Raw genomic sequence first — 13,408 nt, forward strand, 5'->3', positions numbered from 1 at the left:
TCAAAAACGGCGATCCGGAGCGATAAACGGAGGTAAATGAAAGGGATCAGCTTCGAACGGGTGCCACCGAGTGGCGGTTGATCAGAGTCGGGGTGTAAATGCGGCTCTGTACCACCTCGCTTTCGCCCGCTGCCAGCTGCAGGGCCAGCTTGGCCGCCTGGGCTGCCATCAGTTCAACCGGGTAGCGCATGGTGGAGAGCTTGGGGCGCAGGTATCTGGCATAGATGATGTCATCGAAGCCCACCACCGACACCTCCTCCGGCACCTTGAGGCCGTTGTCCGCCAGCACCGAGATGGCCCCCGCCGCCATGGCATCGTTGTAGGCCACCACGGCCGTGATGGGCAGCCCCTTGGCCAGCAGGTTGAGCATGGCCCGCTCGCCGCCCTCCTCGTTGGGCATGCCGCTCTCCACCAGCTCGGGGTCGGCGCGCACGCCAGCCTCGGCCAGCGCATCCTGATAGCCCTGCAGCCGCAGGATGGCATCCTCGATGGCGTGATCGGAGCTCAGGAAGGCGATGTGACGGTGGCCCAGCTCCAGCAGATGCCGGGTCGCCGTGGCAGCCCCCTGCCGGTTGTTGAGGGCAATGCAGCGCCCCTTGAGTGCCGGGATGTCGCGGTTGATCAGCACCATGCCGGGCACCCGCAGCGCATAGTCGATCAGCTCCTCGTCGCTCAGCGCCTTGCTGTGCACCACCAGCGCCTCGCAGCGCTTGCCGATCAGCAGCTCGATGGATTCGCGCTCCTGCCGTGCCGTGTGAAAACCATTACCCATCAACAGGTGCAGCCCCTGTTCCACCGCCACCGCGGCGACCCCCTTGACCAGGGCGCCGAAGAAGGGATCCGCCACATCGCCCACCAGCACGCCCATGGTATCGCAGGTCTGGCTGACCAGCGCCCGAGCGTTGGCATTGGGGGTGTAGCCCAGTTCGGCCATGGCTTTCAACACCACCTCGCGGGAGGCGGCACTGGCCTTGGGTGAGTTGTTCATCACCCGTGAAACCGTTGCCACCGATACGTTGGCCAAACGGGCGACATCCTTGATGGTACTCATGTTGTTTTCACTTATTTCACGGTTCGGGACTAGGCCATTATACCGAGCAATGTCACTGATAACAGGGGGAAAAACCATATTGCTGAAATGATGACCACCAAAACAAGTGTAATCGTTTACACGTATTTGTTAGCCAGTTCACAGTTTGCCCGCCAGCCCCTCGGCTAGACTCCTTCACAGGCTTTTTCTGAGCGTGGAGATGAGGATGAAAGTACTGGTCACCGGCGGCTGCGGTTACATCGGCAGCCATACCTGCCTGGCACTGCAGGCGGCCGGCATGGAGCCCGTGGTGGTGGACAACCTCTGCAACAGCAAGGCGGGCGTGCTGACCCGCATCGCTGCCATCGGCGGACGCGAGCCCCGCTTCTATCGGGGGGACATCCGTGACCCGCTCCTGCTGGATCGCATCTTCAGCGAGCAAAGGATCGATGCAGTGATCCACTTCGCCGCCCTCAAGGCGGTCGGCGAGTCCACCCGCATCCCCCTCGACTACTACGAGAACAACCTGAGCGGCACCCTGGTATTGCTGCAGGCAATGAAGCGGGCCGGCGTCCACAACCTGGTGTTCAGCTCGTCGGCCACCGTCTACGGTGACCCGGCCAGCACGCCCATTCGGGAAGATTTCCCGCGCAGCGCCACCAATCCCTACGGCCGATCCAAGCTGATCATCGAAGAGATCCTCGAGGATCTGCAGCGGGCCGAACCGCACTGGAGCATGACCCTGTTGCGCTACTTCAACCCGGTCGGCGCCCACGAGTCGGGCACCATGGGGGAGGATCCCCAGGGGATCCCCAACAACCTGATGCCGTTTTTGACCCAGGTCGCCATCGGCCGACGCGACTGCCTCTCCATCTTTGGTAACGATTACCCCACCGTCGACGGCACTGGCGTGCGCGACTACATCCACGTGATGGATCTCGCCGAAGGGCACGTCAAGGCGCTGCAGCACTGCGCCAGCAAGGGCGGCGTGCACGTCTACAACTTGGGTACGGGCCTGGGCCAGAGCGTGCTGCAGATGGTGGCGGCGTTCGAGGCGGCCAGCGGTCGCCCCTTGCCCTATCGCATCGAACCAAGACGCCCGGGCGACATCGCCGAATGCTGGGCCGATCCCGCCAAGGCCGAGCGCGAGCTGGGCTGGCGTGCCCGGCGGGATCTGGCCGCCATGTGCGCCGACAGCTGGCGCTGGCAATCCGCCAACCCGCAGGGGTATGAGGCGTGATGCCCGTTTTGCTCCCTTCTCCCTTGTGGGGGAAGGGTCACAGATGAGAGGCGCACCCGCCCTCATCAACTGCCCGCAGTTTCTTTTATTGAGCTTGAGGAGTGATGATGTTCAACCCGGTTGATCACCCCCACCGTCGTTTCAACCCGCTGAGCGGCCAATACGTGCTGGTCTCCCCCCACAGGGCCAAGCGCCCCTGGCAGGGCCAGGTCGAGAAGGTGAGCCAGGCACCGAGCCAGGCCCATGACCCCGACTGCTTCCTCTGTGCCGGCAACAAGCGCGTCACCGGCGACCAGAATCCCGACTATCGGGATACCTTCGTCTTTACCAACGACTTCGCCGCCCTGATGCAGGACACCCCGGCCGCCAGTGGCGAGCAGGATCCCCTGCTCAAGCTGGAAGCCGCTCGCGGCACCAGCCGGGTCATCTGCTTCTCGCCGGATCACGGCAAGACCCTGCCCGAGCTGCCTCTGCCCGCCATCGAGAAGGTGATCACCACCTGGATGGAGCAGGTGGCCGAGCTGTCGGCCCAGTGGGAGTGGGTGCAGGTGTTTGAAAACAAGGGCGCCGTCATGGGCTGCTCCAACCCGCATCCCCACGGTCAGCTGTGGGGCAGCGACTTCCTGCCCAATGAAATTGCCCGCGAAGAGCAGCACCAGCGCGCCTGGCTGGCGGAGCACGGCCGCCCGCTGCTGGTCGACTACGTGGAGCGGGAGCTGCAGGATCGCTCCCGCATCGTGGTGGAGACCGAACACTGGCTGGCGGTAGTGCCCTTCTGGGCGGCCTGGCCGTTCGAAACCCTGCTGCTGCCCAAACGCCATGTCCCCTCTCTGCTCGACCTCACCCCCGAGCTGCAGCAGGATCTGGCCATCGCGCTCAAGGAGCTCACCAGCCGCTACGACAACCTGTTCGAGTGCAGCTTCCCCTACTCCATGGGCTGGCACTTTGCACCGCCCCGCTCCGACTGCCCAGAGGCGTGGCAACTGCATGCCCACTTCTATCCGCCCCTGCTGCGCTCCGCCACGGTGCGCAAATTCATGGTGGGCTTCGAGATGCTGGCCGAGACCCAGCGCGACCTGACTCCGGAGCAAGCCGCGGAGCGCCTGCGGGCGCTTTCCCCCGTTCATTACAAAGCCAATGAGGTGACCCCATGACCCCGAGCCAGCGCATCAGCGCCGTCTTTGCCGAGCAGTTTGAGCAACAACCCGACCTGCTGGTGCGGGCCCCCGGCCGCGTCAACCTCATCGGCGAGCACACCGACTACAACGACGGCTTCGTGCTGCCCTGCGCCATCGACTACGAGACCTGCGTCGCCATCGGCCTGCGCGATGACAGCCTGGTGCACGTGGTCGCCGCCGACTACGGCAACCAGCGCGACCTGTTCGATCTCGGCCAGCCCATCAATCATCATGCCGACCAGCGCTGGAGCGACTACATCCGCGGGGTGGTGAAGTACCTGCAGGAGCGGGGCTATCCCCTGCGCGGCCTCAATCTGGTGGTCTCCGGCAACGTGCCGCAGGGGGCCGGCCTCTCCTCTTCTGCCTCGCTGGAGGTGGCCATCGGCCAGGCCTTCAAGGAGGCGCTGGGGCTCACCATCAGCCAGGCCGAGATTGCCCTCAACGGCCAGCAGGCGGAGAACCAGTTCGTCGGCTGCAACTGCGGCATCATGGACCAGATGATCTCCGCCAGCGGCAAACAGGATCACGCCCTGCTGCTCGACTGCCGCTCGCTGGAAACCCGCCTCATCCCCATGCCCACCGACCTGGCGGTGCTGATCGTCAACTCCAACGTCCGTCGCGGCCTGGTGGACAGCGAATACAACACCCGCCGCCAGCAGTGCGAAGCCGCCGCCCGTCACTACGGGGTCAAGGCGCTGCGCGATCTCGATCTGGCGGCGCTGGAAGCGGGCAAGGCCGGGCTGGATGAGGTCTGCTACCGCCGTGCCCGTCACGTGGTGGGCGACAACAGCCGCACCCTGGCCGCCGCCGATGCGTTGGCGCAGGGGGATCTGGTGCGCCTCGGTGAGCTGATGGCCGACTCCCACGCCGCCATGCGCGATGACTTCGAAATCACCGTGCCCGCCATCGACGGTCTGGTGGAGATCATCAAGGCCAGGATCGGCACCGAGGGCGGCGTGCGGATGACCGGCGGCGGCTTCGGTGGCTGCGTGGTCGCCCTGCTGCGCCCAGAGAAAGTGGCCGAGGTGATCGCCGCGGTCGATGCCGAGTACCCGGCCCGCTTCGGCCTCAAGGCCGACAGCTACGTCTGCCGCGCCAGCGCGGGGGCGGGAAAACTATGAGCCCATGTATGATGCAGGCCTGCCGGATCGGCAACGCCGGTGCAGGCAGACTATGAACGACGCCATGATTCCGTTCGAGCTGGAAAACGAGGAGGGGCTGCGCCTGCGCGGCCTCGACTTCGGCGCCACCCTCACCTCCCTCACCCTGCCGGTGGCGGGATCTCGCCGTGAAGTGCTGCTGGGCTGCGCCGATGAGGCCTATCCCGCTCAACAGGTGTGGCTGGGGGCGGTGGCGGGACGCTTTGCCAACCGCATCGGCAACGCCGAGCTGCTGCGCGACGGCCAGCGCTGGCCGCTGGATGCCAACCAGCCGCCCCACTGCCTGCACGGCGGACGGGCGGGGTTTCATCGCCAGCACTGGCAGATCAAGGAGCGGGAGGCGGACCGGGTCAGACTGACCCTGCTCTCCCGTAGCGGGGATCAGGGCTTTCCTGGCAACCTGCGGGTCATGCTGGAGTACCGGCTGGAGCAGTGCGATCTGGTGGTGGATTTCGTCGCCAGCACGGATGCACCGACCCCGGTCAGCCTCACCAGCCACACCTACTTCAATCTCGACGACAACCCGAACGGCGGCGATGTACGCGGCCACCTCATCCGCCTCAACGCCGACCGTTTCCTGCCCACCGACCAAAGCAGCCTGCCGCTCGCGATCGCACCGGTGGAGGGGCCGTTCGATCTGCGCCACGAGCGCCTGATCGGACAAGATTGGCTGAGCCACCCCCAGCAGCAACAGGCCAAGGGGTACGATCACGCCTTTGTGCTCAACGGGCCGAGCGCCGAGTGGGCGGCGCGGGTGGTCTCGGGGGATCGTCAGCTGGCGATGGAGGTCTACACCAACCAGCCTTCGCTGCAGTTCTACAGCGGCAACTGGCTGGCCAATACACCGGCACGCGATGGCCGGCGCCATCGGGATCACGCCGGCTTCTGTCTGGAGGCCCAGCAGCTGCCGGACAGCCCCAACCGGCCCGAGCTGGGCGATCCCTGGCTGTTGCCGGGGCAGACCTATCGCCATCAGACTCGTTACCGCTTTATCGCTGCCAGCTGACCCCGGCACCCTCTTCTCCCGCGCAGACATGCCGAGCGAAGAGGGCTCGGGGTCACCCATCACATCCGCTCGCACACAAGTCCACGCAAGGAGTCGTTATGGATGATCACTACCTCGCCGCCCCCGACCGCTACCAGCGCCAGCCCTATCGACCCGCCGGTCGCCACGGTCTGCGCCTGCCCGGCATAGCTCTCGGCCTCTGGCACAACTTCGGCGCCGAGTGCGATCCCGCCACCGCAAAAGCCATGGTGCACCAGGCGTTCGATCTGGGCATCACCCACTTCGATCTGGCCAACAACTACGGGCCGCCGCCGGGGTCGGCCGAGCTCACCTTCGGCAAGCTGCTCAAGGGGAGCCTGGCGCCCTATCGGGACGAGCTCATCATCGCCAGCAAGGCGGGATACATCATGTGGGATGGCCCCTACGGCGACGGCGGCAGCGCCAAATACCTGTTTGCCAGCCTGCACCAGAGCCTGCGCCGGCTTGGCCTCGACTATGTGGACATCTTCTATCACCACAGGCCGGACCCGCGCACCCCGCTGGAGGAGACCTGCCAGGCGCTGGCGCTGATGGTGCGTCAGGGCAAGGCGCTCTACATCGGCCTCTCCAACTACCCGGCACCGCTCGCCGCGCAGGCCGCCGCCCGGCTGGCGGAGCTGGGCACCCCCTGTCTGGTCAATCAGCTCAAATACTCCCTGTTTCAGCGCGACATCGAGGCTGAAACCCTGCCGGTCTGCCGCGAGCACGGCATGGGGGTGGTCGCCTTCTCCCCGCTGGCGGGCGGACTGCTGAGCGATCGCTACCTGGCGGGCATTCCGGCAGATTCGCGCGCCGCCAGTGCCAGCCCCTTTCTCAAGCCCGAGCAGATCACCGCCGACAAGCTGGCCACCATCCTGGCCCTGCAAGCGCTGGCGCAGCAACGGGGCCAACCGCTGTCACAACTGGCGCTGCAGTGGGTGCTGCGCGACTCTGTGGTGAGCTGCGCCCTGATCGGTGCCAGCAGCCCGCAGCAGATTGTCAGCGCGGTGGAGGCCCAGGCCCAACCCCCGCTGGATGCAGCACTGTTGCAGCAGATCGAGGGGATCCTGGCCGGGCAGGGCCCCGCTTGATCGGAGCCGCTGAGCGTCGAACGCCATGCAGGGCCGAATGAAACCAACATCCTCGCCGTCGATACCGCCGGCGGGGGCTGACGCCAACACAATATTCACTGGTTGCCCGCTCGATTTTCCTCCATCATTGGTCGCCCCGGCTCGGCTCGGGGCCGACTTCAACCGGACCAATAATCAAGAGATCTGAAACATGACAGAGTCTTACGCCCTGTTTGTCGCCTTCGTGCTGGGCATAGTGGAGGGCCTGACCGAGTTCCTCCCCGTCTCCTCCACCGGCCACATGATCATCGTCGGCCACCTGCTTGGCTTCGACGGTCCCAAGGCTGCCACCTTCGAAGTGGTGATCCAGATGGGCTCCATCCTGGCGGTGGTCGCCGTGTTCTGGCGCCGCCTGTTTGGCCTCATCGGCATCCACTTCGGCCAGAAGCCGGCGCAGGGACACGCCACCCTCTCACTGGTGCACATCATCCTCGGCATGCTGCCCGCCGTGATCATCGGCCTCGCCATCCACAGCTGGATCAAGGCTCATCTGTTCGGCCCGCAGACCGTGATGTACGCCCTGGTCGCCGGCGGCATCCTGCTGATCATCGCCGAGAAGTTTCGTCCAGCGGTGCGCTCCGAAACCCTGGACGACATCAGCTACAAGCAGGCGTTCGGCATCGGCCTGTTCCAGTGCCTGGCGCTCTGGCCCGGCTTCTCCCGCTCCGGTGCCACCATCAGCGGCGGCATGCTGATGGGGATCAGCCGCCAGGCGGCGGCCGAGTTCTCCTTCATCCTGGCGGTGCCCATGATGGTGGCGGCCAGCGGACTGGATCTCTACAAGAGTCGCGATTTCCTCTCCATGGCCGACTTCCCCATGTTCGCGGTGGGTTTCGTCACCGCCTTCGTGGTGGCCATGATCGCCATCAAGACTTTCCTGGCGCTGATCCGTCGCCTCGACTTCATCCCGTTCGCCATCTACCGCTTCGTGGTGGCCTTCGCCGTCTACCTGGTGTTCGTGGCCTGATCCGGTCAATGCCCCATGCAAAAAAAGGGACCCGAGGGTCCCTTTTTTTATTGCCGCCAAGGCTCAGTAGAGGCGATGGCTGATGCCGTTGAGCAGCCGCGACAGCCCCTTGGTGAACTGCACCGGCGCGTCCTGCACCGTGTAGCAGAGGCAGCCGTCCGGCGTGTGTGGACTGTGGGCGTGGCTGGCATCGCGCCAGATGAAGTCCCCCGCCTGATAGCGGGTGTCGCCATCTTCGATGGTGCCGGCCAGCAACAAGGTCAGCTCGTAACCCTTGTGAGTGTGCTCAGGGATGCGGCCACCCGCCTCTATGTGCAGCAGGCTGGCACGGGCTCCCTGCTCGTCGAGCGGCAGGCTCACCTGCCGGATGGCGCCGATGTGGCGCCAGCTGGGGGCATGGTGACGGGCCAGTACCCGTGGCAACCGGTACGACTGGCCCGCCACCTGCAACTCGGGTCGGGCCACCGCCGACTGGGTCAATGCGGCCGCAGTGGCCACCGGCTGTTGCAGGATGCCGGCAAGCATGGCATCGAACTCTGCCGGCAGTGGCTCGCACTCTTCCGCCGGGGTCAGGTATTGCCGGGCCAGCTCCTCTTCGCAGGCCCGCAGCCGGGCCGCACAATCGGGGCAGAGCTCGCAGTGGGCGGAGACGCCGACGGCCAGCGGCAGGGGCAGTTCGTCGGCGGCAAAGGCGCGCAACATGGCCTGAACGGGATGGGCTTTAATCATGGCCTTGCTCCACTTGTTCCTTCAATTTCTGTAACGCCAGTCTGAGGCGGGATTTGATGGTGCCGAGCGGCACGCCGAGCCGGTCTGCCAGCTCCTGCTGGGAGAGCTCCTGCAGGTAGATGCCGCGCACCACCTGCTGCTGTGGTTCCGGCAGGGTGCCGAGGTAATGGGCCATCTGACGGGTCAGCACCGCGTCTTCGCCGCCGCTCAGGTGCTCCTCTTCCGCCCTGTACTCCAGCATGGGCCACAGCTCCTCGGCGCAGAGCTCTTCCTTGCTGGCGCGGCGCCGGCGCAGCATGTCGAAGCCCTGGTTGCGCATGACGGTGTAGATCCAGGTAGTGGCGGCGCCCTTGTCGGGGTGGTAAAGACGGGCCTTCTGCCAGACCAGCAGCATGGTCTCCTGCACCAGCTCCATGGCGTTGGCCTCGCTGCCGAGGTGGCGCAGCCCATAGCTGCGGATGCGCGGCGCGAAGTGCTGGAACAGGGTGGCGAAGGCAGCCTTGTCGCCATGTTCGGCAACCCTGACGAGCAGGGACTTGAGATCGCCGGCTGGGTCATCCATGGGGGGCGATATCCTGTACGGAGTCGATTGTGATTGGCCAGTATATGCCATTGCGCCATGCCTTGAAGAGGGTGGTGAGTGCCAATACGTGCGGCGTGGCAAAAGGATCACCGGCTCTGCCATCAAAAACGGCTCAGTGGCTGGCGACCAGCAATCCGCTCAGCAGGGAGAGTGCCGGCTGGTTGTCTTCCGCCGCCACCAGCCACTGCTTCTGCTCAACGGGGATGGGCAGCACTTCCAGCCAGCGCTGGGCCACCCAGCTGGCATCGTCCCAGTCCGGGTTGCGGTAGAGGGCCGCATATTCCGGATAGTCGTTGAACACCTCCTGCAACGCCCTGGCCAGCGAGTGCTGGTCGGCATTGAGCCGGCCGGTACGCCAGGGGGGCAGCACGTCCACCTCCCCGACCCGCAAGCCGTCCGACTCCTGCCACAGATCGGTGATCCTGACCCGCTCCATGCCGAGCACCGTGATGCCGAGCAGACCGTCCGGCAGCTGATCGAAGTCGACGATCCGTACCCGGGTGGCGATGGGGTACATGTTGCGCAGCGCATCGGGCTGGCGGGGATCCAGCATGCAGATAGCAAAACCCTGCTCTCCCGCCTCGGCGATCATGCGCTGATATCTGGGCTCGAAGATGCGCAGCGGCATGATGCCACCGGGCAGCAGGTGGGCCGAGAGGGGAAACAGCGCCAGTTTCATCGACAGATTCCTCGGTAAAAGGTCCCTGTTGATACGACCGGAGCGGCGGGGCAGATCATTCAGAACGAGTTGGAATAAAAAACCCCTTAACAATCAGGGGAAAATAGCCTGGACAAGCCGCTTCGATATGCAGTAGAAATGGATAAGCACCGTAATTTCCGTCCAATATTCTGGGAACTGGTGCCAAATGCAGTGAAATATCCGCCCGACCGCGAGCGGCGGGTCATCCCTATAGTTTTCTCGGGCCGATGCGGGTAAAATTCACGCCCTTATATATCAGTCATTTTTCGACGCGCAACCTTGGTGGTCAGTTATGAAAGAGCATATTCATCATCTACTTGAACAAACGGTAGCCAATCTCAAGTCAGCGGGCATCCTGCCGGCGGACCTGGAAGCCCGCGTGCAAGTAGACCGATGCAAGGAGAAGGCTCACGGTGACCTGGCCACCAACCTGGCCATGCTGCTGGCCAAACCGGCCCGCAAGAATCCCCGTGAGCTGGCCGCTGCCATCATCGAGCACCTGCCCGCCTCCGACCTGATCGCCAAGGTCGAGATCGCCGGCCCCGGCTTCATCAACTTCTTCTTCGACCCGAGCTGGCTGGCTGGTCAGGTAGAGGCCATGGTGACCTCCGCCAACGCCAACGTGAAGCTGCCAACCCCGCAGACCGTGGTGGTGGACTACTCCGCCCCCAACGTGGCCAAAGAGATGGCGGTGCATCACATCCGCAGCACAGTCCTCGGTGACGTGGCTGCCCGCGCCCTCGAGTTCCTCGGCCACAAGGTGGTGCGTGCCAACCACATCGGCGACTGGGGTACCCAGTTCGGCATGTTGATCGCCTATCTGGAGAAGATGGCCAACGAGCACGCCTCCGACATGGAGCTGCGCGATCTGGAAGCCTTCTACACCCAGGCCAAGCGTCACTACGACGAAGACGAAGCGTTCGCCGAGCGCGCGCGCAACTACGTGGTCAAGCTGCAGGGTGGTGATGAGTACTGCCGCACCATGTGGAAGAAGCTGGTCGACATGACCATGGAGCAGAACCAGCGCAACTACGACCGCCTGAATGTCTCTCTGACCAACAAGGACATCATGGGCGAGTCCATGTACAACGACATGCTGCCGGAGATCGTCGCCGATCTGAAAGCGCGCGGGCTGGCGGTCGAGAGTGAAGGCGCCACCGTCGTCTTCCTTGACGAGTTCAAGAACAAGGATGGCGAGCCCATGGGCGTCATCATCCAGAAGAGCGATGGCGGCTTCCTCTACACCACCACCGACATCGCCTGTGCCAAGTATCGTTACGAGACCCTGGGCGCCGACCGCGTGATGTACTTCATCGACTCCCGTCAGCACCAGCACCTGATGCAGGCCTGGACCATCACCCGCAAGGCGGGCTATGTGCCGGAATCCGTGCCCCTCGAGCACCACGCCTTCGGCATGATGCTGGGCAAGGATGGCCGTCCCTACAAGACCCGCTCCGGCGGCACCGTCAAGCTGGTCGATCTGCTGAATGAGGCGGAAGAGCGCGCCGCCGCCCTGCTGGAGAGCCGCAACAGCGACCTCTCCGCCGAGGAGAAGGCCCAGGTGGTGCACGCCATCGCCATGGGCGCGGTCAAGTATGCGGATCTCTCCAAGAACCGCACTACCGACTACATCTTCGACTGGGATCTGATGCTCTCCTTTGAAGGCAACACCGCGCCCTACCTGCAGTACGCCTACACCCGGATCCAGTCCATCTTCCGCAAGGCCGGCGTCGATGCCGATACTCTGGGCGGCAAGGTGGTCCTGAACGAGGAAGCGGAAGAGACCCTGGCCCAGAAGCTGATCCAGTTCTCCGACGCGGTCAACGGCGTGGCAGACAAGGGCATGCCGCACCTGCTCTGTACCTATCTGTACGAGCTGTCCGGCAACTTCATGACCTTCTACGAAGCCTGTCCGATCAACAAGGATGGCGTGGACGAGGCGACCCGTGAGAGCCGTCTGCTGCTGTGCGCCGCCACCGCCAAGGTCCTCAAGCTGGGCCTGGGCGTACTGGGCATCCACACCCTGGAGCGCATGTAATAGATGGCGACCCGGGATTATGTCGGCAGCCGCCCGCGACGTCGGGCGGGTGGTCGCAACACCAAGAAAGCGGCACCTCGCCGCTTTCCTGTTATCCCGGCCCTGCTGGCTGGGGTGCTGCTGGCCGGGTTCGGCGGTTTCCTCTACATGATCAGTGGCAAGGGCAACGACGCCCCCACCATTGAGGAGCAGGTGAAAGCCAACAAGCCCAAGGCCCAGAGCAACGGCCTGCCGCAGGAGAAATGGAGCTACATCGAACGGCTGGAGAACAAGCAGGTCGACATCGTCGAGCCGCCGCCCCAGCCGGGCGTGCTGCCGCCACCGCCGGCGGAAACCATGACCCTGCAGCCGGAGAAGCTGCCGCAGCCGGTGCCGACCAATATTCCCCAGCCCGGAACCCCCATCGGCCAGGTACAGCCCTACAAGCCGCAACCGGTACAACCGGCCAAGCCGGCGACAGGCGCGCCTGTGGCCAGCGCCCAGGAGCAGGTGATCGACCGCAAGGCCGAACGGGATCGGATGGAGCGGGAGCTGCGCGCCGAACTGGAGCGGGAACGGGCCGAGGCCGCCAAGGCCAAGGCGGCGACCCCGCCTGCCGCGGCTGACAACGAGCGCTACATGATGCAGTGTGCCGCCCTGCGTTCGCAGGATTCCGCGGAATCCCTCAAGGCGCGCATCGCCTTCACCGCCGGGCTCTCCTCCAGCCTGCAGGTGGTGAATGGGGCCGGTGGCGCCGTCTACAAGGTGATGGTGGGCCCCTTCAGCGGCAAGGCGGCGGCCGATGCGGCCAACCGCAAGCTGCAGGGCTCAGGCATCAGCGGCTGCATCCCCAAGAAGGGGTGATCGCAGCGTCCATATACTGGGCCAGGTGGCAACACCCGGCCCTGTTTCTTTTGGTGCCAGTCGCCACCACTCCCAGCCAACCCCGTTGGCCGCGCCAGCGCAGGCTTGAAAAGCCGGATTGCCATCCCCATCTCTCTTGCCATGCACAGTCAGGCCGTCATTCGGCTCAAGCGAGGTAAGTAAAGTGACTACCATAGTTTCAGTTCGCCGCAACGGTCAGGTCGTCATCGGTGGCGATGGCCAGGTTTCTCTTGGCAACACCGTCATGAAGGGCAACGCCCGCAAGGTTCATCGCCTCTACAACGGCAAGGTGCTGGCAGGTTTTGCCGGCGGCACCGCCGACGCCTTCACCCTGCTCGAGCGCTTTGAAGCCAAACTGCAGGCCCATCAGGGCAACCTGGAGCGCGCCGCCGTGGCGCTGGCCAAAGACTGGCGCACCGATCGCGCCCTGCGCCGCCTCGAGGCGCTGCTGGCCGTCGCCGACGAGCACAAATCCTTCATCATCACCGGCAACGGTGACGTGGTGCAGCCGGAACACGATCTCATCGCCATCGGCAGCGGCGGCAACTTCGCCCAGTCCGCCGCCATCGCCCTGCTGGAGAACACCGAGCTCGACGCCAAGAGCATCGTCGAGAAGTCCCTCAAGATTGCGGGCGACATCTGTGTCTTCACCAACGGCAACCACACCATCGAAGTGCTGGATTATTCAGCTAAATAAATCGTCGAAATAGGGCCGCCAAATAAGGCCGCCAGCCAAACCCCATTTTCCAAGGGGTGGGCCCTGCC

Annotated in this window: 13 protein-coding genes; 9 read left to right on the top strand and 4 right to left on the bottom strand. The window is 64.6% G+C overall.

All coding sequences use genetic code 11. The annotated features are described in order from the left end of the window. Positions 1 to 46: 46 nt before the first annotated feature. Positions 47 to 1,051 (bottom strand): substrate-binding domain-containing protein, encoded by a 1,005-nt coding sequence (locus tag I6L33_RS03110; protein ID WP_017764831.1) that lies wholly within the window; start codon positions 1,049 to 1,051, stop codon positions 47 to 49. Positions 1,052 to 1,256: 205 nt separating this feature from the next. Between I6L33_RS03110 and galE the strand changes: the two genes are divergently transcribed. From galE to bacA, 6 genes are all read left to right on the top strand, one after another. Next, the gene (galE, locus tag I6L33_RS03115; RefSeq protein ID WP_216973526.1) at positions 1,257 to 2,270 is read left to right on the top strand and encodes a UDP-glucose 4-epimerase GalE; all 1,014 of its coding nucleotides are present in this window, start codon (positions 1,257 to 1,259) and stop codon (positions 2,268 to 2,270) included. 107 nt (positions 2,271 to 2,377) lie between these two features. Further along, on the top strand, positions 2,378 to 3,424 hold the full coding sequence (locus tag I6L33_RS03120; protein WP_041204693.1) for a UDP-glucose--hexose-1-phosphate uridylyltransferase: 1,047 nt from the start codon (positions 2,378 to 2,380) through the stop codon (positions 3,422 to 3,424). After that, positions 3,421 to 4,569: a galactokinase gene (galK, locus tag I6L33_RS03125; protein ID WP_017781211.1), complete on the top strand. Its 1,149-nt coding sequence runs from the start codon at positions 3,421 to 3,423 to the stop codon at positions 4,567 to 4,569. The genes I6L33_RS03120 and galK overlap by 4 nt, the downstream gene beginning before the upstream one ends. Before the next feature lie 52 nt (positions 4,570 to 4,621). Beyond that, on the top strand, positions 4,622 to 5,614 hold the full coding sequence (galM, locus tag I6L33_RS03130; RefSeq protein WP_216973527.1) for a galactose-1-epimerase: 993 nt from the start codon (positions 4,622 to 4,624) through the stop codon (positions 5,612 to 5,614). Between the two features lie 98 nt (positions 5,615 to 5,712). Beyond that, positions 5,713 to 6,723 (top strand): aldo/keto reductase, encoded by a 1,011-nt coding sequence (locus tag I6L33_RS03135; protein ID WP_216973528.1) that lies wholly within the window; start codon positions 5,713 to 5,715, stop codon positions 6,721 to 6,723. Between the two features lie 190 nt (positions 6,724 to 6,913). Further along, positions 6,914 to 7,729 (top strand): undecaprenyl-diphosphate phosphatase, encoded by an 816-nt coding sequence (gene bacA, locus I6L33_RS03140; RefSeq protein ID WP_017764837.1) that lies wholly within the window; start codon positions 6,914 to 6,916, stop codon positions 7,727 to 7,729. 63 nt (positions 7,730 to 7,792) lie between these two features. Here the strand turns inward: bacA and I6L33_RS03145 are convergent, their stop codons facing one another. The 3 genes from I6L33_RS03145 to I6L33_RS03155 form a co-directional block, all read right to left on the bottom strand. After that, complete coding sequence (locus tag I6L33_RS03145) at positions 7,793 to 8,458, bottom strand: ChrR family anti-sigma-E factor (protein ID WP_214454587.1); 666 nt, start codon at positions 8,456 to 8,458, stop codon at positions 7,793 to 7,795. After that, on the bottom strand, positions 8,451 to 9,020 hold the full coding sequence (locus I6L33_RS03150) for a sigma-70 family RNA polymerase sigma factor (RefSeq protein WP_010635791.1): 570 nt from the start codon (positions 9,018 to 9,020) through the stop codon (positions 8,451 to 8,453). Before I6L33_RS03150 ends, I6L33_RS03145 begins: the two co-directional genes overlap by 8 nt. Before the next feature lie 133 nt (positions 9,021 to 9,153). Beyond that, entirely contained in the window at positions 9,154 to 9,720 is a 567-nt protein-coding gene (locus tag I6L33_RS03155) for an LON peptidase substrate-binding domain-containing protein (protein WP_010635790.1), read from the bottom strand. Positions 9,721 to 10,033: 313 nt separating this feature from the next. Here I6L33_RS03155 and argS point away from each other — a divergent pair, with 313 nt between their 5' ends. From argS to hslV, 3 genes are all read left to right on the top strand, one after another. After that, on the top strand, positions 10,034 to 11,779 hold the full coding sequence (gene argS, locus I6L33_RS03160; protein ID WP_201971030.1) for an arginine--tRNA ligase: 1,746 nt from the start codon (positions 10,034 to 10,036) through the stop codon (positions 11,777 to 11,779). A gap of 3 nt (positions 11,780 to 11,782) precedes the next feature. Beyond that, positions 11,783 to 12,622 (top strand): SPOR domain-containing protein, encoded by an 840-nt coding sequence (locus tag I6L33_RS03165; RefSeq protein WP_017787082.1) that lies wholly within the window; start codon positions 11,783 to 11,785, stop codon positions 12,620 to 12,622. A 184-nt stretch (positions 12,623 to 12,806) separates the two neighbouring features. Next, positions 12,807 to 13,340, top strand: a complete 534-nt coding sequence (hslV, locus tag I6L33_RS03170) for an ATP-dependent protease subunit HslV (RefSeq protein ID WP_005306539.1) — start codon at positions 12,807 to 12,809, stop codon at positions 13,338 to 13,340. The last annotated feature ends 68 nt before the right edge of the window (positions 13,341 to 13,408 follow it).

Source organism: Aeromonas sp. FDAARGOS 1403 (genome assembly GCF_019047325.1).
Lineage (GTDB): Bacteria > Pseudomonadota > Gammaproteobacteria > Enterobacterales > Aeromonadaceae > Aeromonas > Aeromonas dhakensis.